Annotated in this window: 8 protein-coding genes and 1 other RNA gene; 7 read left to right on the plus strand and 2 right to left on the minus strand. The window is 71.0% G+C overall.

All coding sequences use genetic code 11. The annotated features are described in order from the left end of the window. The first annotated feature begins 10 nt into the window (after positions 1 to 10). Both AABA78_RS04890 and AABA78_RS04895 read left to right on the plus strand, forming a co-directional pair. Positions 11 to 742: an HK97 family phage prohead protease gene (locus AABA78_RS04890; protein ID WP_338261863.1), complete on the plus strand. Its 732-nt coding sequence runs from the start codon at positions 11 to 13 to the stop codon at positions 740 to 742. A gap of 65 nt (positions 743 to 807) precedes the next feature. Then, positions 808 to 1,557 (plus strand): phage major capsid family protein, encoded by a 750-nt coding sequence (locus AABA78_RS04895; RefSeq protein ID WP_338261864.1) that lies wholly within the window; start codon positions 808 to 810, stop codon positions 1,555 to 1,557. 81 nt (positions 1,558 to 1,638) lie between these two features. On the opposite strand, the gene ssrA is transcribed toward AABA78_RS04895, so the two are convergent. Next, positions 1,639 to 2,002: a transfer-messenger RNA gene (gene ssrA, locus AABA78_RS04900) on the minus strand. A 154-nt stretch (positions 2,003 to 2,156) separates the two neighbouring features. Here ssrA and AABA78_RS04905 point away from each other — a divergent pair. The 3 genes from AABA78_RS04905 to AABA78_RS04915 all read left to right on the plus strand — a co-directional run bounded on the left by AABA78_RS04905 (position 2,157) and on the right by AABA78_RS04915 (position 6,226). Beyond that, positions 2,157 to 3,164, plus strand: coding sequence for a zinc-dependent alcohol dehydrogenase family protein (locus AABA78_RS04905; protein WP_338261865.1), 1,008 nt, complete (start codon positions 2,157 to 2,159; stop codon positions 3,162 to 3,164). Between the two features lie 108 nt (positions 3,165 to 3,272). Next, the gene (locus AABA78_RS04910; protein ID WP_338261866.1) at positions 3,273 to 4,637 is read left to right on the plus strand and encodes a M16 family metallopeptidase; all 1,365 of its coding nucleotides are present in this window, start codon (positions 3,273 to 3,275) and stop codon (positions 4,635 to 4,637) included. Continuing rightward, positions 4,637 to 6,226: a M16 family metallopeptidase gene (locus AABA78_RS04915; RefSeq protein ID WP_338261867.1), complete on the plus strand. Its 1,590-nt coding sequence runs from the start codon at positions 4,637 to 4,639 to the stop codon at positions 6,224 to 6,226. Before AABA78_RS04910 ends, AABA78_RS04915 begins: the two co-directional genes overlap by 1 nt. Positions 6,227 to 6,247: 21 nt before the next feature. Here the strand turns inward: AABA78_RS04915 and AABA78_RS04920 are convergent, their stop codons facing one another. After that, positions 6,248 to 7,264, minus strand: a complete 1,017-nt coding sequence (locus AABA78_RS04920) for a DUF3616 domain-containing protein (RefSeq protein WP_338261868.1) — start codon at positions 7,262 to 7,264, stop codon at positions 6,248 to 6,250. A gap of 198 nt (positions 7,265 to 7,462) precedes the next feature. On the opposite strand from AABA78_RS04920, the gene AABA78_RS04925 reads away from it, so the two are divergent. Further along, positions 7,463 to 9,367, plus strand: a complete 1,905-nt coding sequence (locus tag AABA78_RS04925; protein WP_338261869.1) for an OmpA family protein — start codon at positions 7,463 to 7,465, stop codon at positions 9,365 to 9,367. Positions 9,368 to 9,622: 255 nt separating this feature from the next. Continuing rightward, positions 9,623 to 23,443, plus strand: coding sequence for a non-ribosomal peptide synthetase (locus AABA78_RS04930; protein ID WP_338261870.1), 13,821 nt, complete (start codon positions 9,623 to 9,625; stop codon positions 23,441 to 23,443). Positions 23,444 to 23,470 lie beyond the last annotated feature (27 nt).

Consider the following 23,470-nt stretch of genomic DNA (forward strand, 5'->3'; position numbering starts at 1 on the left):
CTTCTGGGGCATGGACAGACGCCCGCGCAGCAACCGCAACACGCGCGCCCTCAAGCTGAAGCTCTACGAGCCTCCGGCCTCCGCGCCGCCGGCGCAGCCCAGCGCGCCGCCCGTCTTCCGGTTAGTGGATCCGCCGGAGGAGTACGACCGCGACGGGGACCGGATGGCCGCGGGCGCGCTGCGCCTGCCCCCGGGGGAGACGGACGTCCCCCTCTTCTGGGACCACAGCCACAAGGACCCGAGCGCCACCAGCCGCCTGCCCGTGGGCCGCGCGCGCATCTGGTGGGAGGGCGGCGAGCCGCTCATGTCCCCCGTCTTCGACGGCGTCGGCGAGCTGTCCAAGCTGTGCGCGGAGAAGGTGCAGGCCGGCACCCTCCGCGCGTGCTCCATCGGCTACCTCACGCTGTCCGCCCGCCCTAGCGAGAGGGGCGGCGAGGACGTGCAGGAGGCAGAGCTGCTGGAGGTGTCCATCACCGGCATCTCCGCAAAGCGCTCCGCGCAGAGGTTGAAGAGCATGTCGACCCCCGAAGAGGTGCAGCAGACGTTCGAGCAGATGGCCAAGGACATCGCCGAGACGAAGGCGATGGTGGCCGAGGTGAAGGCGCTGGTGGCGAAGCTGGCGCCCGCGTCCGAGGAGACGAAGAGCGAGGGCGGCGAAGAGGGCCAGGAGGGTGACGGCGCGGCCGAGGGCGAGGACGCGGTGACGAAGTACTTCCGCAGCCTCGTCACGAAGAAGCAGTAGCCGCGCACGGCGCCGCCCCTTCTCTCCACCTGGACGCCTCACCTCACCCTTCCGCAGGAGCCGTCATGTCCACGACCCCGAAGCCCCCCGCGCCCGCCGCCGTCCCCCCGGTGGTGGAGGCCGCGCTCGCGCCCCTCATCACCAAGCACGTTGAGGCCGCGCTCGCCGCGCGCCCCGCCATCATCAGCCCCGCGGCGCCCGGCCGCGCCCCCGCCCTGCTGAAGTACAAGGGCATGTTCGACACGGAGCACCCGGCGCTCGCCGCGCTGGACGTGCGCCTGAAGGCGGCCTTCCTGGAGTACGAGGACCGCACCGGCCGCGAGAAGGCGAAGGCCCTCAACCAGCCGCTGCGCGAGTGGCTGGAGAAGGTGAAGTCCGCCGGCGTCTTCGAGTCCGTCTTCGCCCAGGGCGGCAACCTCTGGGCGCGCGAGTCGCGCAGCGAGGAAATCATCGACGTGCTGCGCCCCGCCTCCATCCTCCTGCGCGCGGGCCCGCGCATCGAGTCGGGCTACGGCTCCAAGCTCACCATCGGCGTCATCAACGACGGTGTGCAGGTGCAGTGGGAGGGCGAGGACGAGGAGGCCAGCGAGTCCGACCTGGACACCGGGGACCTCATCCTCGGCGCCTTCAAGGCCATGGGCACCATCCGCATCGGCAACGGCCTCATGCGCAAGGGCAACCTGCGCTCCGCCGAGCAGCTCGCCGCCGACGTCGGCCGCGCCATGGGCCTGGCCTTCGACGCGGAAGGAGCTGTTCCGTTGGGTCACTCACGAGCCCAAGGCGGCATCATGGATGCCTACACCGTGTCGCCATAGATGAGCAGGGTACGCCCCCGGTTACGCCCCTCTCCCAAAGAAAAAGCCTGGCAACCCGTACTGGATTGCCAGGCTCTTTCACTGTGGAGGCGGAGGGAATCGAACCCTCGTCCGAAAGCCGTCGGCTCTTCGACCCTACGTGCGTAGTCCGCGATTTGCTACGTCACCGGGGCTCCCACGGACGGGATACCCGATGCCGGTCCTGGAAAGATCTCGCCGCCTCGGGCCCAGGCACCCTTGGCAGCCAGTCCGCATTATGACGGCCCATCCCTACCCCACGGACCGAGAGCAGGGGGACCGCGCACTAGAGACTGCTAGTTAGGCAGCCAGCGCGAGCTCAACGTTGTCGTTGGCTTTTGTGTTGTTGTCGGAAGTTTTACGAGCACCCAACAAGCTCGGCACGCGTCTCGAACGTCATTGCCCCCGTCGAAGCCAGGTCGCCCCCGGTTCGATGTACGTCATGCGGCCACCGCTGCTCCGCACTCGACCTACATTAACCGCTGAACGCCCTCCGTCAATCCTCCTGAATGCACGGAGGTCGCTCCGGCAACATCCCCTTCCCCGCTTGCCCCTCGGCCAAGCCCCCCGGAGGCCCTCCCATGCAGGCGTACGAGCTCCAGCACACCACCGGCGCCTCCACCTGGACCCTCGTGGAGACGCCCCAGCCCCAGCCGGGCCCCGGCCAGGCGCTCGTCCGCATCCACGCCGTCTCCCTCAACTACCGCGACCTCATCATCGCCCGCGGCACCTACCCGGGGCTGAAGCTGCCCCTCATCCCCTGCTCCGACGGCGCCGGCCAGGTCGTCGCCGTGGGACACGGCGTCACCCGCGTGAAGGTCGGCGACCGCGTCGCCCCCACCTTCTTCCAGGTCTGGACCGACGGCGAGCGCACCCCGGAGAAGGTCGCCCATGCGCTCGGCGGCAGCGTCCCCGGCGTCCTCTCCGAGTACGTCTGCCTGGACGCCGAAGGGCTCGCCCTCCTCCCGGACTGGCTCTCCTACGAGGAGGGCGCCACCCTCCCCTGCGCCGCCGTCACCGCCTGGAACGCGCTCGTCCCCCAGGGCGGCCTCCAGGCCGGGCAGACCGTGCTCGCGCAGGGCACCGGCGGCGTGTCCATCTTCGCGCTCCAGTTCGCCCGCCTGCGCGGGGCTCGCGTCATCATCACCTCCAGCCAGGACGCCAAGCTCCAGCGCGCGAAGCAGCTGGGCGCCGACGGGCTCGTCAACTACCGCCAGACGCCGGACTGGGAGCAGGGGGTCCTCACGCTCACCGGCGGCCAGGGCGTGGACCACGTGCTGGAGGTGGGCGGCGCGGGCACGTTGCCCCGCTCCGTCGCGGCCACGAAGGAGGGCGGCCACATCGCGCTCATCGGCCTGCTCACCGGCGCCCCCGGCAAGCCGGACACGACCGCCACCCGTAGCAAGCACCTGCGCGTCGTCAGCACCTACGTGGGCAGCCGCGAGATGTTCGAGGACATGCTCGAGGCCATGTCGCGGGAGAAGACCCGGCCCGTCATCGACCGCGTCTTCCCCTTCGCCCGGGCTCGCGAGGCCCTCCAGTACATGGAGTCCGGCGGCCACTTCGGGAAGATCGTCATCACCGTGTGAGGCCCGGGCTCTGGTGCGCAGGTGACACGCGCCTCCAGAAAGCCGCCCCCCTCCGCCCTACCTCCGGCGTAACGTCCCGCGCTTTCCCAGCACCGAAAGGGTCCGCGCATGCGCCGCCTGTTGCCCCTCCTGCTGCTGCTCCTGATGCCGGTGCTCCCGGCGTCCGCGGAGCCGCCTGCGGAAGCCTCCCGCTTCTTCCCCTACACGCTGAACACGACGCGCCTGCCCAACGGGCTCACCGTGGTGCGCGTGCCGTTCAACTCGCCCGGCATCGTCGCGTACGTCACCGCCGTGCGCGTGGGCTCCCGCAACGAGGTGGAGCCCGGCCGCACCGGCTTCGCCCACTTCTTCGAACACATGATGTTCAAGGGGACGAAGGCGAACCCCGAGGGCCAGCGCGAGCGCATCCTCGGCGGCTACGGCTTCGACGACAACGCGTTCACCACCGACGACATCACCGTGTACCAGGTGTACGGCCCCACCGCCGGCCTGGAGAAGCTCATCGCGCTGGAGGCGGACCGCTTCCAGAACCTGGAGTACTCCGAGCCGGCCTTCCAGACGGAGGCGCTCGCCGTGCTGGGCGAGTACCACAAGAACGCCGCGGGCCCGGACCTCAAGCTGGAGGAGGCGCTGGCGAAGACGGCCTTCAAGCGCCACACGTACCAGCACACCACGCTCGGCTTCTACGAGGACATCCAGGCCATGCCCAAGGCGTACGCGTACAGCCGCTCGTTCTTCGAGCGCTGGTACACGCCCGCCAACACCACCCTCTTCATCGTCGGTGACTTCAACGACGCGCAAGTGCTCTCCCAGGTGACCCAGGCGTATGGCGGATGGCAGCGCCAGCCCACCAACGTCACCATCCCCACCGAGCCCGAGCAGACGAAGGCGCGCGCCGTCCACGTGGACTGGCCGCAGCCCACGCAGCCTCGCCACGTGCTCGCGTGGCACACGCCCGCCGCGCGCGCGGACACGCCGGACGCCGCCATCCAGGCCATCCTCGCCGAGTACCTCGTGGGCGACACCAGCCCCGCGTACAAGGAGCTGGTCCTGGAGAAGCAGTACGTGGAGTCGCTGAACGCAAGCACCACACCCCACCGCGACCCGTACCTCTTCCCCATCGACGCCACCCTCCAGGACGAGAAGTACCGCGCCGCCGTGGACACCGTGCTGCGCCGCGAGGTGACGGCCGTGGCGGGTGCTCCGGTGGACGCCGCGCGCTTGAAGGCCATCCAGGACCACCTGCGCTACGGCCTGCTCATGGACCTGGAGACGCCGCGCGACGTGGCCATCGACCTGGCCCTCTACGCGGGCGTGATGGGCCGCCCTGACGCGCTCGCCAGCTACCTGAAGCAACTGGGCAGCGTGACGCCCCAGCAAATCAACCTGTTCGCGAGGAAGTACCTCGGGGACGCCAACCTCACCGTCCTCACCCTCACCCCCAAGGTCGCCGCCGCCGGAGGGACGCCGTGATGAAGACCCGCGCTACCGTGTTGCTCGTCCTGGCCGCCGCGCTGTCCCTCGCCGGCTGCGCCCACCACAAGCCCTCTCCTGAGACGCCGCCGCAGAACCCGCCCGGGGAGCCGCCGCCCGAGCCCGGCTCCGTGCCCGCGGTGCCGCTGAAGCAGCCGCAGCCGATGCAGCTGGTCGTGCAGGCCCGGCCGGACACGCCGCTCGTCAGCCTGCGGCTCGTCTTCCACACGGGCTCCATCGACGACCCGAAGGGCAAGGAGGGCCTCACCGCGCTCACCGCGAAGCTGATGGCGGAGGGCGGCACGCAGAAGCTCACCGCCGCGCAGCTGCTGGAAGCGCTCTACCCCATGGCCGCCGAGCTCAAGGTGGTGACGGACAAGGAGATGACCACCCTCTCCGGCCGCGTCCACCAGGACTTCCTGCCCGCGTTCCTGGAGATCTTCACGGACACGCTGCTCGCACCGCGCTTCGACCCCGCGGAGTTCGAGCGCCTGCGCGCCAACGCGCTCAATGCCGTGCGCAACGGCCTGCGCAGCGAGGACGACGAGACGCTGGGCAAGGTGGGCCTGGACGCGCTGCTCTACGCGGGGCACCCGTACGCGCACTACACCGGCGGCACCGTGCAGGGGCTCCAGTCCCTCACGCTGGAGGACGTGAAGGCCCACGCGCGCCGCGTCTTCACGCAGGACCGGCTCGTCATCGGGCTCGCGGGGCCGGTGGACGCGCAGCTCCATCAAGCCATCACCTCGCGCCTGGGCGCGCTGCCCGCCACGGGTGCGCCCCGGGTGGAGCTGCCCACCGTGAAGTCGTCCGCGGGGCGCACGCTCATCCTCCAGAAGCCCACGCTCTCCACCGCCGTGAGCATGGGCTTCGTCACGCCGCTGCGCCGGGGGGACCCGGACTTCTTCCCCGTGGCGTTCGCGCTGTCGAACCTGGGTGAGCACCGCCAGTTCATCGGCGTGCTCTTCAACGAGCTGCGCGAGCAGCGCGGCCTCAACTACGGCGACTACGCCTACGCCGAGCACTTCATCGAGGACCGCGGCAACGGCACGTTCAACCGCACGAACCTGGTGCGCACCCAGCAGGACGTGTCCCTCTGGCTGCGCCCCGTGGTGCCCGCCAACGGCGTGTTCGCCACGCGCGGCGCGGTGTACTTCCTGGAGCGGATGTCGAAGGAGCCCCTCACCCAGGAGCGCTTCGACCTGGTGCGAGGCTTCCTCCAGGGCTACACGCGCCTGTGGGAGCAGACCGACCAGCGCCGGCTGGGCTTCGCCATCGACTCGCTCTACTACGGCACGCCGAACTTCCTGGACCACTACCGGGACGCGCTGAAGACGATGACGCCGCAGTCCGTGCAGGCCGCCGTGAAGCGGCAGCTCGCGCCGGAGAAGCTGGCGTTCGTGTTCGTCACGGAGGACGCGCAGGGGCTGGCGCAGAAGCTGAAGTCCGGCGCGCCGTCGCCCATCACCTACGCGTCGCCCAAGTCGCCGGAGCTGCTCAAGCTGGATGAGATCATCATCCAGCAGAAGCTCCCGGTGCGCCCGGACGCCATCCAGGTCGTCCCCGCGGCGGAGTTCATGGAGCGCTGACGTCCGCGCTCGTTCCGGCGCTCAGGGGCTTTCCGGCAACGCCGTCCACACGCCGCGGAAGCGCTTGAGCGCCGGATCCTTCTGGCGCTTGCACTCCACGCCCTCCACCTGCACGGTGCCGTCGTCGCTGAGCAGCAGGATGTCGTCGGACGTGTCCGGCGTGAAGAACGCCTCCGGGTTCACGCCCGACAGGTCCACCGACGTCACCGGCACCGGCGCGTCGTCTCCGCCCTTCCAGGTGAACAGCCGCGACTTCGCCTCGGAGGCCGTGGCGCCCGCCATGATGAGATAGCGCCCCCGCCACGACGACAGCGAGCGGATGCCCAGCCCGCCCAGCTCCAACAACCGGGGCGGCCCGAAGCGCGCGGACGCGCCGTCGCGCACCACCGCCTCCGGGTTCAAGAGCGGCACCACCAGCGCCTTGCCTTGCGTCAGCGGGCTCCGGAAGCCAATGAGCATCCCGGGCGCGTCCAGCATCGCCGTCATGCCCTCGAGGTTGAGCCCTCCAGGCTCCTTGGGCGGCAGCGGCTCCGCCTGCGCGAGCCCGTACGGCGCGAGCCTGGGGTCCGCGAGCAGGTCCTCCAGCAACCGCGTGTACGGCTGGCCCACGAGCTGGACGTGCTCCGGCTCCTCCACGCCCGTGGCGAAGAAGCGCAGGCGCGCGGGCTGCTTCTTGCCGGAGCTGTTGCGGCCATGCGACGTGAGCCAGAAGGCCAGGTTGCCCAGCCGCGAGCCCGCTTCGATGTCGGTCTCCGGCGGCTTCTTCTTCACCGGCAACTCCAGCGACGGGGACAGGTCCACCGTGCGCAGCGGACGGCCTCCCTTGCGGGCATCGTAGACGCGCAGGATGTTGTCCTCGTCGTCCGCCACGACGAACAGGCCGTGGCCCAGCTCCACCGCGCCGGACGCGTCACAGCTTCCCTCGAAGACGACCGTGCCTTCAGGTGCCGCGGCGGGCAGCGCGTCGCGCCGCACGTTCGCCTCGCGGGCGCCGCAGCCCGCGACCAACACACATCCCCACAGGAGCCACCGGTTCATGGCCCTTCTTCTCGCCGCTCGAACGGCGTCACGCGCGCGGGGAAACCGGAGGCCCTCCGGGAAGTGTGTCGTAACCGACAGGATGCGGCGCGGCTCCGCTCACGCCCGGGGTTTGTAGAAATGGCATGAGGCTGTAGCTCACATCCCGAGGGGTGGGTTTTCTTCCGGCGGGGGTGGGTGGGTGCTAAGAGCCTCGGTATGCAATGCCCCGACTCCGAACCTTCGTGGAGCCGGTCCGCGTGCGGCGCGGCCCTGCGACTCGCGGTCCTGGGCCTGCTGCTCACCACGGCAGCGGCCCACGCCCAACCCGACCCCTTCTCACGAGGCTTCGACGCCGTCCCGGTGAAACCGACGGCCGCGCAGTCCAGCGGCATCGCACTGGAAGGCGCCACCGTGGAGCCGGTGGGCAGCTACCGGGGCGCGCTGCTGCTGGACTTCAACTGGCGCATCCTCGCCCTCAAGCTGGGCGATGAGAAGCTGGGGGACCTGATCCCGTACCGGCTGGACGCGCACCTGCTGTTCTCCTACCAGCTGCTGGAGCGGTTGGAGCTGGGCGTGGACCTGCCGTTCACGCTCGTGCAGGGCGACAACTTCTCGCTGCTGGGTGACGCGCTGAACTCGCCGGACTTTCCCGGCGCCGCGGGCGTCAGCAGCACCACGCTGGGCGACCTCCGCGTGCTGCCGCGCGTGAGCCTGCTGAACCCGGATCGCTTCCCGCTGGGGCTCGCGCTGGTGGCGGAGGTGCGGCTGCCCACCGGCAGCGCCCAGAGCTTCACGGGTGAGAGCGGCGTGGTGTTCGCCCCGCGCCTGGCCGTGGAGAAGAAGCTGGGGCCCGTGCGCGTGCTGGGCAACGCGGGCGTGCTGCTGCGCCCCGCGGCGCAGTACCTCAACCTGCGCGTGGACGACGAGCTGACGCTGGGCGCGGGCGGCATCGTGGACCTGCCGGACATCAGCCGGCTGCGCGAGGTGAAGGCCACCGCGGAAATGCACCTGCGCACGCCGCTGGCGCGCCCCTTCAACTTCGACCAGGCGGAGTCGCTCAAGTCGCCGTGGGAGCTGCTCGTGGGCGCCCGCGCGAAGGTGTGGGGCGACTGGGGCGTGGAGCTGGACGTGGGCCGCGGCCTCAACGTCACCACCGGCTACGGCCGCGAAGCCCTGCGCGTCATGCTGGCGCTGCGCTACGACAAGACCTTCAAGGACGAGGGGCCGGACTCGGACGGCGACGGCGTGCCCGACATTCGCGACCGCTGCCCCACGCAGCCCGAGGACAAGGACGACTTCGAGGACCAGGACGGCTGCCCGGATCCGGACAACGACGGCGACGGCGTGGCGGACGGCGACGACGCGTGCCCCGGCAAGCCCGGCCCGAAGGAGAACAAGGGCTGCCCCGTGGAGCCCGACAAGGACACCGACGGCGACGGCGTCATCGACCCGCTGGACAAGTGCCCCCTGGTGCCCGGCCTGAAGGACTTCGACGGCTGCCCGGACACGGACTTCGACGAGATCCCCGACGGCGAGGACGACTGCCCCGACGTGGCCGGCCCGCCGGAGAACAATGGCTGCCCGTACGACGCTCCGCCCTACGTCGTCGTCGAATCGGACCGCATCCGCATCAAGGGCAACATCCTCTTCGAGACCAACTCCGCGGTCATCCAGAAGCAGTCGTACCCGCTGCTGGACGAGGTGGCGACGGTGCTCGTGAAGAACCCCACGCTGGGGCCGGTGCAGATTGAAGGGCACACGGACAACAAGGGCTCGCGCCAGCTCAACGTGGACCTGTCCAACCGGCGCGCGAAGTCGGTGCTCGACTACCTGGTGAAGAAGGGCATCGACCGCAAGCGCCTCACGTCGCAGGGCTTCGGGTTCGACCGGCCCATCGCCACCAACGACACGGCGCTCGGCCGCGCGAAGAACCGGCGCGTGGACTTCAAGCTGGTGAAGTCGGAAATCGAAACCGGCCCGAAGGAGACCATCGTGCCCAACGGCCAGCCGCCGCCGCCCGGCACCGAGCCCGTGCCCGGACCGGGCACGCCGCCCACCACGGGCACGCCGCCGAAGCCGCAGGCCGCGCCGGACGCGAGCAAGCCCGGCGGCAAGAAGTAACGTGGTCCCCTGGGACGGCCCGGTGCGAGGGCCGTCCCAAATCGCTGCCTTTGTTTTTCTGCAGGGTCATTGGAGGTCCGGGGCAAAATGCCCCGTTTCGCGACCTCATCCCCCTGTCTCACGACGCGCCCTACCGGGTGCGTCGCGTCGAACGCACCGGGAATAACGCCGAGGGCGGCTTTAACCCAGGCCCCTTCGCTGACGGGTTATTCTCAATACATGGGGACATTTGAAACGGAAGGTAACGGCGCGGGGATGACGCCGGAGCAGAAGCGCGCGCGTCTGGCCGAGCTGCTGCGCGGCAAGGTCCGCCCCACGCATGCGCCCGTGTCCTTCAGCCAGGAACGCATGTGGTTCCAGGACCAGCTGAGCCCGGGCAGCGCGGCCTTCAACATCCCCGTCCGCGTGCGGTTCTCCGGCGTGCTCGACGTGGCCGTGCTGCGCGCCAGCCTCCAGGCGCTGGTGCGGCGCCACGCGCCGCTGCGCACCACCTTCATCGAGCAGGACGGCCGGCCCGTGCAGCACATCGCGCCCGCCCTGGACCTGGCGCTGCCCGTGGTGGACCTCCAGGCGCTGCCCACCTCCGAACGGGAGGCCGAGCTCCAGCGCCTGCTCACGGACGAGGCGCGCCGGCCGTTCATCCTGGAGAAGGGGCCGCTGCTGGTCACCGTGCTGTACCGGATGGATGCGCTGGAGCACGTGCTGCTGCTCAAGCTGCACCACATCATCACGGACGGCTGGTCCATGGGCGTGCTGGTGCGCGAGCTGAGCGCGCTGTACCTGGCGCTCGCGGAAGGAAAGCCTTCGCCGTTGTCGCCGCTGCCCATGCAGTACGCGGACTATGCCGCGTGGCAGCGGGAGTTCCTGCGAGGCGAGGTGCTGGAGTCGCATCTGGGCTTCTGGCGCGAGCGGTTGGATCCGGACGCGGTGCTGGAGCTGCCCACCGACCGGCCCCGCCCCGCGGTCCTCTCCGGCCGTGGCGCGCGCATCAACGCGATGCTGCCCGTCGCGCTCGTGGAGTCGCTCAAGGCGCTTGCGCTCGCGGAGGGCAACACGCTCTTCGGCGTGCTGCTGTCCGGCTTCCAGGTGCTGCTTTCGCGCTACAGCGGCCAGCAGGACGTGGTGGTGGGCACCTCCGTGGCTGGCCGCGGCCGCGTGGAGCTGGAGGGGCTCATCGGCCTGTTCACCAACTACCTGGCCTTCCGCACGGACCTGTCCGGCCAGCCGTCCTTCCGGGAGCTGCTCGCGCGCGTACGGGAGACGACGCTGGAGGCCTACGCGCACCAGGACGTGCCTTTCGAGAAGCTGGTGGACGCGCTGAAGCCGGAGCGCCAGCTGAGCGTCAATCCCCTCTTCCAGGTCGCGCTGACGCTGCAGAACGCGCCCCTGCCGCCGCTGCAACTGCCAGGGCTGGTGCTGGACGCGCAGCCGGTGGACAACCGCACCAGCAAGACGGACCTGTCGCTCATCGCCATGGAGCTGCCCCAGCAGGGCATGCGCCTCACGGCGGAGTACAGCTCGGACCTCTTCGACCCCGGCTCCATCGAGCGGCTGCTCGCGCACCTGCGCACGCTGCTGGAGGGCGCGGTCGCGGATCCGGACCGGCGCGTGTCGGAGCTGCCGCTGATGGACGCGGCCGAGGCGATGCGGGTCCAGCGGGAGTGGGCCGGGGACTCCGCGCCCTTTCCGGAGGACCGTTGCCTGCACTCGCTCTTCGAGGCGCAGGCGCGGCGGACACCCGGGGCGGTGGCCGTGCGGTTCCAGGGGCAGGCGCTCACGTACGCGCAGCTGGATGCTCGGGCCAACCAGCTCGCGCATGCGCTGCGACGCAGGGGAGTGGGACCGGAGGCTCGGGTGGCCTTGAGCGTGGAGCGCTCGCTGGACGTCGCCGTGGGGCTGCTGGGCATCCTCAAGGCGGGCGGCGCGTGGGTGCCCGTGGATCCGCTGCTGCCGCGTGAGCGCCTGGCCTTCATGCTGGAGGACAGCGGCGCGAGCGTGCTGGTGACGCAGGCTCCGCTGCTGGAGCGCTTCCCGGAAGGGATGCGCGCCCGGGCGCTGTGCCTCGACGCGGAGCGGGACGGGCTCGCGGGGGAGAGCGCGCTGGCTCCGGCCTCCGGCGTGGGGCCGCGGAATCTGGCCTACGTGCTCTACACCTCCGGCAGCACGGGCACGCCCAAGGGGACCGCCATCGAACACCGTGGCGTGTGCAACCTGGTTGCACATGAGGCCACGGCGTACGGCATCGGGCCGGGCAGCCGCGTCCTCCAGTTCGCCAGCCTGTCGTTCGACCTGTCGGTGGAGGAGATCTTCACCACGCTGTGCAGCGGCGCGACGCTGGTGCTGGCACCGCTGGAAGACCTGATGCCCGGCGAGCCGCTGCGCAAGCTGCTGCGCGACGAAGCCCTCACCGTCATCAGCCTCACGCCCGCGACGCTCGCGGCCACGGCTCCGGAGGGGCTGCCCGCGCTGCGGACCGTCATCTCGGGCGGTGAAGCGCTGCCCCCGGAGGTGGTGGCGCGGTGGGCTCCAGGCCGCACGTTCCTGAACACGTATGGCCCCACGGAGGCCACGGTCATGGCCACGCTCACCGAGTGCACGGCGGACGGACGCGTGCCCTCCATCGGCCGGCCTCTGGCCAACGTGCGCGCGTACGTGCTGGATGCGCGGGGCGGGCTCGTGCCCGTGGGCGTGAAGGGCGAGCTGCACCTGGGCGGCGTGGGCGTGGCGCGTGGCTACGCGGGCAGGCCCGCGCTGACGGCCGAGCGCTTCGTGCCGGATGCGTTCTCCGGTGAGGCGGGTGCGCGGCTGTACCGCACGGGCGACGTGGTGCGCTGGCGCGAGGACGGCACGCTGGAGTTCGTGGGCCGCGCGGACGCGCAGGTGAAGGTGCGTGGCTTCCGCATCGAGCTGGGCGAGGTGGAGGCCGCGCTGGCGAAGCTGCCCCCGGTGCGGGACGCGGTGGTGGTGGCGCGCGAGGACGGCCCCGGCGGCAAGCGGCTGGTGGGCTACGTCGTGCTTCGCGACGGTGTCACCGCTCAGGGTTCCGAACTGCGGGCGGCCCTCAAGGACGCGCTGCCCGAGTACATGGTGCCGTCGGCCGTGGTGGTGCTGCCCGCGCTCCCGCTCACGACCAACGGCAAGGTGGACCGCAAGGCGCTGCCCGCTCCGGACCTGGCGGGGAGTGACCCTCGGGAGTACGTCGCGCCACGCACGCCCACCGAGCAGCGCCTGGCGGAGCTGTGGCAGGAGCTGCTCGGCGTCAAGCGCGTCGGGGCGCATGATCACTTCTTCGACCTGGGCGGCCATTCGCTGCTGGCCACGCAGGCGCTCAGCCGCATCCGGCAGGCCTTCACGGTGGAGCTGCCCCTCCGGCGCCTGTTTGAGTCTCCCACGCTGGATGCCGTGGCCCGCCTCATCGACGAGGCGCTCGCGGGGAAGGGGCAACCGGTCCCGGCACCGCGCAAGTCGCAGGAATCCCGCACGCGGGCCGCGCCCACGGTTCCGCTGGAAGACGTCGCGCGTGAATGGGAGGCCCGTACCGCCGAACAGCCACGCGACACCGTTGCGCCCTTCACGGCCGAGATGCGCCAGCGGGTGCTGGTGGAATGGAACGCGACGGAGACTGAGTACCCGCGCGACGCCACGCTGCCGGAGGTCTTCGCGCGAGTGGTGGCCCGCTTCCCGGAGAAGGTCGCCGTTGAGTTCGGTGATGCGCGGCTGACGTACCGGCAGCTTGAAGAACGCGCCAATCGACTCGCGTGGCACCTGCGCTCGCTGGGCGTGGATACGGACTCGCGGGTGGCGGTCGCGCTGGAGCGTTCGCTGGAGCTGGTTGTCTCCCTCGTCGCCATCCTCAAGGCCGGTGCGGCCTACGTGCCCCTGGATCCGGCCTATCCGCGCGAGCGTCTGGCCGCGATGGTGGAGGACGCCCGTCCCCACGTCCTCCTCACCTCTCGCGCGCTCTTGCCGAAGCTGCCTCACGCGGACCTGCTGCCCGTGGTGCTGGAGGAGCTGTCCCTGGATGCGCTGCCGGTGCATGCGCCTCCACGAAGCGCCCTGCCCCTGAGCCTCGCGTATATCGACTTCACCTCCGGCTCTACCGGCCGGCCCAAGGGTGTTGGCACGCCTCACGCCGCTGTGCTCCGCACCCTCTTCGGTGTCGACTACGCACGCCTCGGCCCCGACGAGACGCTGCTGCTCTTGGCCCCCCTCGCCTTCGACGCCTCCACGCTTGAAGTCTGGGGCGCGCTGCTGCATGGCGCGAAGCTGGCCGTCTTCCCGGCCCATCCTCCGACGGACCCTCACGAGTTGGAGAAGGTGCTCGTCCGCCACGGTGTGACGACGCTGTGGCTCACCTCCGGCCTCTTCACCCAGGTGGTGGATTCACACCTGCCCGCGCTGCGCTCGCTGCGCCAGGTGCTCACCGGCGGCGACGTCGTCTCCGCGCCCCATGTTCGCAAGGTGCTGGAGCAACTGGGCCTCCCCGTCACCGCTGGCTACGGCCCCACGGAGACCACCGTCTTCGCCACCAGTCATCGCTTCACGCAGGCTTCGCAAGTAAGCGCCTCCGTTCCGCTAGGGCGCCCGCTGGGCAACACGCAGGTGTACGTGCTGGATGACTCCGGCCAGCCCGTTCCTCCGGGCGTGCAAGGTGAGCTCTACGTGGGCGGAGACGGCCTTGCTCGCGGCTACGTGGGCCAGCCCGCGCTCACGGCAGAGCGCTTCGTCCCGGACGCGTTCTCCTCCACTCCAGGGGCTCGGCTCTACCGCACCGGCGACCTCGGCCGCTGGCGGGACGACGGCGTGCTGGAGTTCCTCGGCCGCGCGGATGCGCAGGTGAAGGTGCGTGGCTTCCGCATCGAACTGGCTGAAATCGAAGCCGCGCTCCTGGCCCACTCCGAGGTGCGTGAGGCCGTCGTCGTGGCTCGCGAGGACGTGCCAGGTGACAAGCGCCTCGTTGCCTACGTCGTCGCTCCCGAATCCCTGGACGTCGCCGAGCTGCGCTCGTTCCTCAAGCAGCGACTGCCCGACTACATGGTGCCGTCCGTCGTGGGACGGCTGGACGCCCTGCCCCTCACCTCCAACGGCAAGGTGGACCGCAAGGCCCTGCCGCATCCCTCCACGTTCCAGACCCACGCCCGGACGCGCCCTCCCCGCACGGACACCGAGCGGCTGCTCGCCACGCTCTGGGAAGAGGTCCTCCAGACCGGCACCGTCGGTGCCGAGGACCACTTCTTCGACCTGGGCGGCAGCTCGTTGAGCGCCACGCAGGTCCTCTCGCGCATCCGGCGCGCGTTCCAGGTGGAGCTGTCCATCGCGGACTTCTTCGCGGCCCCCACCGTGGAAGCCATCGCGCGCCGCCTGGAGTCCCAGGGCCCGGTGCGCCCCGCCCTGTCGGTGCCCGCGCTCAAGCCGGTGACTCGCGACGGCGACCTGCCCCTGTCCTTCGCCCAGCAGCGGCTGTGGTTCTTCTCGAAGCTGGAGCCCGAGAGCACCGCGTACAACCTGCCGTTCGTCATGCGGCTCGAAGGGGCCCTCGACGTGCCCGCGCTCGCACGCGCCCTGCGTGACCTGCTCCAGCGCCACGAAGCCCTGCGCACCACCTTCCGTGAGCACCCGTCCGGCGCCGTCCAGGTCATCGCTTCCGCTCCCACGCTGCCCGCGAGCTGGATGGACCTGAGCGCCCTGCCCGACGCCGAGCACGCACTCGACTCCGTCCTCGATGATGAGGCCCGGCACGTCTTCGACCTGGAAGCCGGCCCGCTCTGGCGCGTCCTCGTGGTGCGCATGAGAGCGCGGCACCACCTGCTGCTGCTGACCATGCACCACGTCATCTCCGACGCCTGGTCCATGGGCGTGCTCCTCCAGGAGCTGACCACGCTGTATGCCGCCCACTCCGAGGGCCGGGCTCCTGGGCTGAAGCCGCTGCCCGTGCAGTACGCGGACTTCTCCGTCTGGCAGCGGGGCTGGCTGCGCGACGAGGCGCTGGAGGCCCAGCTCGGCTGGTGGCGCGCGCAGCTCCACGGCGCACCGAAGGCGCTGGAGCTGCCCACGGATCGTCCCCGCCCCGCGACGCAGACCTTCCGGGGCGCGGTGGTGCCCTTCCAGTTCCCGCGCGAGCTGTCCGACGCGATGCAGGCGCTCTGCCGGAGCGAGGGCGTCACGCCCTCCATGGTGGTGCTGGCCACGTTCCAGCTGCTGCTCTCGCGCTACAGCGGCCAGGAGGACATCACCGTCGGCTCGCCCATCGCGGGCCGCCACCACGCGGAGCTGGAGGGGCTCATCGGCTTCTTCGTCAACACGCTGGTGCTGCGCACGAAGCTGCACGGCGACCCGAGCTTCCGGGAGCTGCTCGCCCGCGTGCGCGACGTGGCCCTGGGCGCGTACGCGCACCAGGACGTGCCCTTCGAGAAGCTGGTGGAGGCCCTGCGGCCGGAGCGCGTCGCCGGCCGCGCGCCGCTCTTCCAGGTGATGCTCGCGTACCAGAACGCGCCCATGCCGCAGACGCTGACGACGGGCCTGAGCCTCCACCCGCTGGAGCCCCGGGGCGGCACGGCGAAGTTCGACCTCACCCTGGCCCTGAACGACACGGCCGACGGGCTGAAGGGCCTGCTCGAATACAACACCGACCTCTTCGACGCCGCGACCGCGAGCCGCATTGTGGGCCACCTGCGCACGCTGCTGTCCGGCGCCGTCCATGCACCGGAGCGCCGCGTCTCCGCGCTGCCCATGCTCACGGCCGAGGAGCGCGGGCTGCTGCTGCACACCTGGAGCGCTCCCGGTGCCGCCACCGCGGAGGACGCGTCCCTGCACGGACTCCTCCAGGCGCAGGCCCGGCTCCATCCGGACCTGCCCGCCCTCGAGCACGAAGGCGACACGCTGACCTGGGCGGAGGCACACCGACGGGCCCGCGAGGTCCTCCGTGCGCTGCGTGGACGGGGCGTGGTGCCGCTGCCGCCCCCGCCGCCCCTCGTCCCCGTCGCGCGCACGGGCCCGCTGCCGCTGTCCTTCGCGCAGCAACGGCTGTGGCTCATTGATCAGCTTGAACCGGGCAGTGCCGCCTACAACATCTTCCTGGCCCTGCGCGTGGAGGGTGCGCTCGACGTGGCCGCCCTGGAGCAGGCCTTCGCCGCGCTCATCGCCCGCCATGACTCGCTGCGCACCGTCTTCGTCTCGAACGGCGGCGAGCCCGTCCAGGTCATCCTCCCCCCGGTCCCCTTCCGCCTGGAACAGGTGGACCTGGGCGCGGTCTCCCGTGAAGACCTGGAGCAACGGCTGCGCGAGGAGGCGCAGCGCCCGTTCGACCTGGAGCGAGGGCCGCTGCTGCGCGTCTGCATGCTGCGCCTGGGCGCCGGGGAGCACGTGCTGTGGCTGAACATGCACCACATCGTCTCCGACGGGTGGTCCATGGGCGTGCTCGTGCGGGAGCTGTCCGCGCTGTACGGCGCCCATGCGTCGGGCCAGCCGTCACCGCTGCGGCCGCTTCCCGTCCAGTACGTCGACTTCGCGGCGTGGCAGCGCGCGTGGCTGAAGGACGAGGTGCTGGAGCACCATCTGTCCTACTGGCGCCGTCAGCTCGCGGACGCACCGCCGCTGCTGGAGCTGCCCACCGACAAGCCGCGCCCGCGCGTCCAGTCCCAGCGTGGCGCGCAGGTGCCCGTGCACCTGTCGGGAGCGCTGTCGGAGGCCCTCCAGGCGCTGTGCCAGCGCGAGCGCGCCACGCTCTTCATGGGCCTGGTGACGGCGTGGCAGGTGCTGCTCTCGCGCTACGCCGGCCAGGAGGACGTTCTCCTCGGCTCGCCCATCGCGGGCCGCACACGCGAGGACACGGAGGGGCTCATCGGCTTCTTCGTCAACACGCTGGTCCTGCGCACGCACGTCGATCCGAAGGCTCCCTTCCGCCAGTTGCTGGGGCAGGTGCGCGCCACCACGCTCGCCGCCTACGAGCACCAGGAGGCGCCCTTCGAGAAGCTGGTGGAGGAGCTGCAGCCCCGGCGCAGCCTGAGCCACTCGCCGCTGTTCCAGGTGCTGCTCGCGCTGCAGAACGCTCCGACGCAGCCCCTGTCCCTGACAGGCGGATCCGCGCCGCTGCGGCTGCTGCCCCTGGAGCAGGCCGAGCAGACGACCCAGTTCGACCTCACCCTCGCCCTGGCGCAGACGCCCCAGGGCCTGCAGGGCGCGCTGAGCTACCGCACGGACCTGTTCGAAGCCTCCACCGCCGCCCGGATGGTGGAGCACCTGCGCACGCTACTGGAGGCCGCGGTGGCGACGCCGGACGAAGCCGTGGGCCGGCTGCCCCTGCTGACGGCCGACGAGCGTCAACACCTGCTGGTGACCTTGAACCAGACGCAGGCGGAGTACCCGCGCGACGCGACGATTCCGCGCCTCTTCGAAGCGCAGGCGAAGGCCACGCCGGAGGCCGTCGCGGTCGTGAGCGGCGCGCAGCGGCTGACGTACCGGGAGCTGGAGGCGCGGGCGAACCAACTGGCCCACCGGCTGCGCAAGCTGGGCGTGGGCCCGGAGTCGCGCGTGGGCCTGTGCGTCGAGCGCACGGCGGACGTAGTGGTGGGAACGCTGGGCATCCTCAAGGCGGGCGGCGCGTACGTGCCGCTGGATTCGCGCTACCCGAAGGAGCGCCTGGGCTGGCTGCTGGAGGACGCGCAAGGCCCGGCCCTGGTGGCGCATTCGCACCTGCTCGCGTCCCTGCCCGCCTTCACGGCGCAGGCGATGTGCCTGGACCGGGACGCGGACCTCGACCGTGAACCCACGACGGCGCCCCCGGCGAATGTGCACCCGGAGAACGTGGCGTATCTCATCTACACGTCCGGGAGCACGGGCCGCCCGAAGGGCGTGGCGGTGACGCACCGGAACGCCGCGGCCTTCCTCGCGTGGGCGACGGAGACGTTCACGAAGGAAGAGACGAAGGCGGTGCTCGCGGCGACGAGCCTCAACTTCGACCTGTCGGTCTTCGAGCTGTTCGCACCGCTGGTTCGGGGCGGCAGCGTGGTGGTGGTGCGCGACGCGCTGTCCCTCGCCGAAGCGAAGCCGGACGCCGAGGTCACGCTCATCAACACGGTGCCATCGGCGATGGCGCAGCTGGTGCGGATGGGCGCGGTGCCGCCGTCCGTGCAGGTGGTGAACCTCGCGGGTGAAGCGCTGCCGGAGACGCTGGCGAAGGAGGTGTACGCCCTCCCCACGGTGCGCAAGCTCTACAACCTCTACGGTCCGTCGGAGGACACGACGTACTCGACGTGGTCGCGGGTGGGGCGCGAGGAGGTGCCGAACATCGGCCGGCCGCTGACGAACACGCGGGCGTATGTCCTGGACGCGAACCTGCAACCGGTGCCCATCGGTGTCGCGGGCGAGCTGTACCTGGCGGGAGATGGCCAGGCACGCGGCTACCTGTCGAGGCCGGAGCTGACGGCGGAGCGCTTCGTCCCGGAGCTCCACGGGCCCGCGGGCGGCCGGATGTACCGCACGGGGGACCGGGTCCGTTACCGGGCGGACGGGGCGCTGGAGTACCTGGGCCGCGTGGACTTCCAGGTGAAGGTGCGCGGCTTCCGCATCGAGCTGGGCGAAGTCGAGTCCGCGCTGCGCCAGCATGCGGCGGTGAAGGACGCGGTGGTGATGGCGAAGGGAGAGGGCGAGGAGAAGCGGCTCGTCGCGTACGTGGCGCCGAAGCCCGGGGCGGCGCTGGACACGAAGGCGTTGAAGGCGGATCTGCGCCAGCGGTTGCCGGAGTACATGGTGCCGGGGACGGTGGTGGTGCTGGAGGCGCTGCCGCTGAACGCCAACGGCAAGGTGGACCGCAAGGCCCTGCCGGAGCCGGATGCGCCCACGTCCGGCGGCACCTACGAAGCCCCGCGCACGGAGCTGGAGGCGAAGCTGGCGGCCATCTGGGCACAGGTGCTGCGAGTGCCTCGCGTGGGCGTGAGGGACGACTTCTTCGCGCTGGGCGGACACTCGTTGCTCGCGACGCAGGTGGTGTCGCGGGTGCGCACGGAGACGGGCGCGGAGCTTCCGCTGCGCGCGTTGTTCGAGGCGCCTTCGGTGGAGTCACTGGCCTCGAGGGTCGAAGCCGCGTTGCGTGCACGGCCAGAGGTGCCGCGTCCGCCGCTGGTGGCCGTGGCTCGCACCGGCCCGCTGCCGTTGTCCTTCGCGCAGCAGCGCCTGTGGTTCCTCGACCGGCTCCAGCCGGGAAGCATCCACTACAACATCCCCGCCGCCTTGCGGCTCGACGGTCCGTTGGACACGGAGGCGCTGAGCCGTGGCCTGCGGGAACTCGTCCACCGTCACGAAGCGCTGCGCACCACGTTCCATGCGCGCGACGACGGCGAGCCCGTCCAGCATCCGCATGCGCAAGTGGAACTGGCCGTGTCGCGGGTGGAGCTGAGCCAACTGCCAGAGGCGGCGCAGGACGCGGAGGTCCGGCGACGGGCGCTGGAGGAAGCGCGGACGCCCTTCGACCTGACGCGCGCGCCCCTGATGCGCGCCACGCTGCTGCGCCTGTCCGAGCAGCGCCACGTGCTGCTCGTCACGTTGCATCACATCGTCTCGGACGGCTGGTCCAACCGCGTCCTCGTCGAGGAGCTGGGCGCGCTCTACGCGGCGTTCTCGCGGGGGCAGCCGTCGCCCCTGCCGCCGCTGGCGCTCCAGTACGCGGACTTCGCGGCCTGGCAGCGGGACTGGCTGAAGGGCGAGGTGCTGGAGCAGCAGGTGGGGTGGTGGAAGCGGCAGCTCGACGGTGCACCGCAGGCGCTGGAGCTGCCCACGGACAAGCCCCGTCCTTCCGTGCAGACGTACCGGGGGGCCCAGGTGCCCGTGGTCCTTTCGCCGGGGGCTTCGCGGAGTCTCAAGGCCCTCTGCCAGCAGGAGGTCGCCACCCCGTTCATGGCGCTGCTCGCCCTGTGGCAGGTGCTGCTGGCCTGTTACTCCGGGCAGGAGGACTTCGCCGTCGGCTCGCCCATCGCGGGCCGTGAGCACGGCGAGTTGGAGGGGCTGGTCGGCTTCTTCGTCAACACGCTGGTGCTGCGCGCCCAGGTGGACCGGCGCGGTTCGTTCCGCCAGTTGCTGCGGCGGGTGAAGGAGGTGGCGCTGGGGGCCTATGCCCACCAGGACCTGCCGTTCGAGCGGCTGGTGGAGGAGCTGAAGCCCGCTCGCGATCCGAGCCGCAGCCCCCTGTTCCAGGTCCTCTTCACGCTGCGGGACACCACTGCCCCGCGCTCACCGCAAGGAGGGGAGCTGGAGCTGCACCCACTGGACGTGGAAGACACCACCGCCAAGTTCGACCTGGAGCTGAGCCTGGCGGAGTCGCCGGAAGGCTTCGCGGGAACGCTGGGCTACAACACCGCGCTGTTCGAGCCGCGCACGGCGGCAAGGATGGCGGAGCACTTCCGCACGTTGGTGGAAGCGCTCGTTGCACGGCCCGAGGCGGCGTTGGATTCCGTATCGCTGCTGACGCCGATGGAGCGCCAGCAGGTGCTGGTGGAATGGAACGCGACGGAGACCGAATACCCGCGCGACGCCACGCTGCCGGAGGTCTTCGCGCGGGTGGTGGCCCGCTTCCCGGAGAAGGTCGCCGTCGAGTTCGGCGATGCGCGGCTGACGTACCGGCAACTGGAGGAGCGCGCGAATCGACTCGCGTATCACCTGCGCTCGCTGGGCGTGGATACGGACTCGCGGGTGGCCGTCGCGCTGGAGCGTTCACTGGAGCTGGTCGTCTCCCTCGTCGCCATCCTCAAGGCCGGTGCGGCCTACGTGCCCCTGGACCCGGCGTATCCGCAGGCACGTCTGGCCGCGATGGTGGAGGACGCCCGTCCCCACGTCCTCCTCACCTCTCGCGCGCTCTTGCCGAAGTTGCCTCACGCGGACCTGCTGCCCGTGGTGCTGGAGGAGCTGTCCCTCGACGCGCTGCCCGTGCATGCGCCTCCACGAAGCGCCCTGCCCCAGAGCCTCGCGTATATCGACTTCACCTCTGGCTCCACCGGCAGGCCCAAGGGTGTCGGCACGCCTCACGCCGCCGTGCTCCGCACCCTCTTTGGCGTCGACTACGCCCGCTTCGGCCCTGACGAGACGCTGCTGCTCATGGCGCCCCTCGCCTTCGACGCCTCCACGCTCGAAGTCTGGGGCGCGCTGCTGCATGGCGCGAAGCTGGCCGTCTTCCCGGCCCACCCTCCGACGGATCCGCACGAGTTGGAGCAGGTGCTCGTGCGCCACGGCGTGACGACGCTGTGGCTCACCTCGGGCCTCTTCACGCAGGTGGTGGATTCGCACCTGCCCGCGCTGCGCTCGTTGCGCCAGGTGCTCACCGGCGGCGATGTCGTCTCCGCGCCCCATGTCCGCAAGGTGCTGGAGCAACTGGGCCTCCCCGTCACTGCTGGCTACGGCCCCACGGAGACCACCGTCTTCGCCACCAGCCACCGCTTCACGCAGGCCTCTCAGGTGGGGGGGTGCGCCCCGCTGGGCCGCCCGCTGGGCAACACGCAGGTGTACGTGCTGGATGACTCCGGCCAGCCCGTTCCTCCGGGCGTGAAGGGCGAGGTCTACGTCGGCGGTGATGGCCTCGCTCGTGGCTACGTGGGCCAGCCCGCGCTCACCGCGGAGCGCTTCGTCCCCAATCCCTTCGCGGCCACTCCAGGCGCCCGCCTCTACCGCACCGGCGACCTCGGCCGCTGGCGCGACGACGGCGTGCTGGAGTTCCTCGGCCGCGCGGATGTCCAGGTGAAGGTGCGCGGCTTCCGCATCGAGCTGTCTGAAATCGAAGCCGCGCTCCTGGCCCACTCCAACGTGCGCGAGGCCGTCGTCATCACCCGCGAGGACGTGCCCGGCGACAAGCGCCTCGTCGCCTACGTCGTCGCTCCCGCGACCCTGGACATGGCCGAGCTGCGCGCGTTCCTCAAGCAGCGGCTGCCCGACTACATGGTGCCTTCCACCGTGTGCCGCCTGGACGCCCTGCCCCTCACCTCCAACGGCAAGGTGGACCGCAAAGCCCTGCCCGCTCCCGACTCCGCGACCCCGGCGGACGCCTACGTCGCGCCCCGCACGGCCCTGGAGGAACAGCTGGCACGGTCCTTCGCGGAGGTGCTGCGCGTGCCCCGCGTCAGCGTCACCGACAGCTTCTTCGACCTCGGTGGCCACTCACTGCTCGCGCTGCGATTGATGGCGGCCATCCGCGAGCACACGGGCCAGATGATCCCCATGGCCGCCCTCTTCCAGTACGCCACCGTGGAGCAACTGGCGCGCAGGGTGGCTCAGGAGGCCACCGCGCTTCCCCCCAACCTCGTGCGGCTGGACGCGGGCACCTCCAGCGCGCGCCCGCTCTTCCTCGTCCATGGGGGTGGCGGCAGTGTGCTGGGCTACTCGGAGCTGGTCCGACAGCTGGGCAACGACCGGCCCGTCTACGGTCTGTCAGCATCGGGGCTGGACGGCGGTACCCTGCCTCCCGCCTCCATCGAAGCGCTGGCACGCGACTACCTCGTCCAGGTCCGCACCGTGCAGCCGCGAGGGCCGTACCTGCTGGGAGGCTGGTCCTTCGGTGGGCTCGTCGCGCTGGAGATGGCACGTCAGCTCCAGCTCACCGGCGAGCAGGTGGAGTTGCTGGCCCTCATGGACTCCACCGTGCCCACGCCCCAACCGCGCCCCGAAGCGGATCCGCTCGGCATGCTGGCCCTCTTCGCGCGGACGCTTGGGCTGCCCTGGCAGGAGCTGTCCCTGGATCTGGACCGGCTGCGACGCCTGGAGGGACGCGAGCAACTCGCCTACGTCCTGGAGCAGCTCCGGAGCGCGCCCGCGAACGACCTCGGACTGGACCTGGATGGCGCGGCGCACCTGTTCGCCCTGCACTCGCGGCTCTACGACGCGCAGCGCGGCTACGTGCCCGGCGGCGACTACTCGGGGCCCACGCTGCTCTTCCAGGCCGCCACCGCGCGAACCGCCTCCGGGGAGCCTGACTGGAGCACGTGGCTCACGGGGTCCGTCACCCGGTACGAGGTGCCGGGCGACCACTACACGATGCTGAGCGCCCCCCATGCCTCCACCGTGGCGGAGCGGCTGCTCCACCACCTGCGGGCGCTGTAGCGCGCGAAGGAGCGCGGGCCCGAACCT

This window comes from Corallococcus caeni, from assembly GCF_036245865.1.
GTDB lineage: Bacteria > Myxococcota > Myxococcia > Myxococcales > Myxococcaceae > Corallococcus > Corallococcus caeni.

Excerpts from the sequence above, each read along its gene's own strand:
- AABA78_RS04890 (WP_338261863.1), top strand. The coding sequence starts at position 11 with ATGGACAGACGCCCGCGCAGCAACCGCAACACGCGCGCCCTCAAGCTG.
- AABA78_RS04895 (WP_338261864.1), top strand. The coding sequence starts at position 808 with ATGTCCACGACCCCGAAGCCCCCCGCGCCCGCCGCCGTCCCCCCGGTG.
- AABA78_RS04905 (WP_338261865.1), top strand. The coding sequence starts at position 2,157 with ATGCAGGCGTACGAGCTCCAGCACACCACCGGCGCCTCCACCTGGACC.
- AABA78_RS04910 (WP_338261866.1), top strand. The coding sequence starts at position 3,273 with ATGCGCCGCCTGTTGCCCCTCCTGCTGCTGCTCCTGATGCCGGTGCTC.
- AABA78_RS04915 (WP_338261867.1), top strand. The coding sequence starts at position 4,637 with ATGAAGACCCGCGCTACCGTGTTGCTCGTCCTGGCCGCCGCGCTGTCC.
- AABA78_RS04920 (WP_338261868.1), bottom strand. The coding sequence starts at position 7,264 with ATGAACCGGTGGCTCCTGTGGGGATGTGTGTTGGTCGCGGGCTGCGGC.
- AABA78_RS04925 (WP_338261869.1), top strand. The coding sequence starts at position 7,463 with ATGCAATGCCCCGACTCCGAACCTTCGTGGAGCCGGTCCGCGTGCGGC.
- AABA78_RS04930 (WP_338261870.1), top strand. The coding sequence starts at position 9,623 with ATGACGCCGGAGCAGAAGCGCGCGCGTCTGGCCGAGCTGCTGCGCGGC.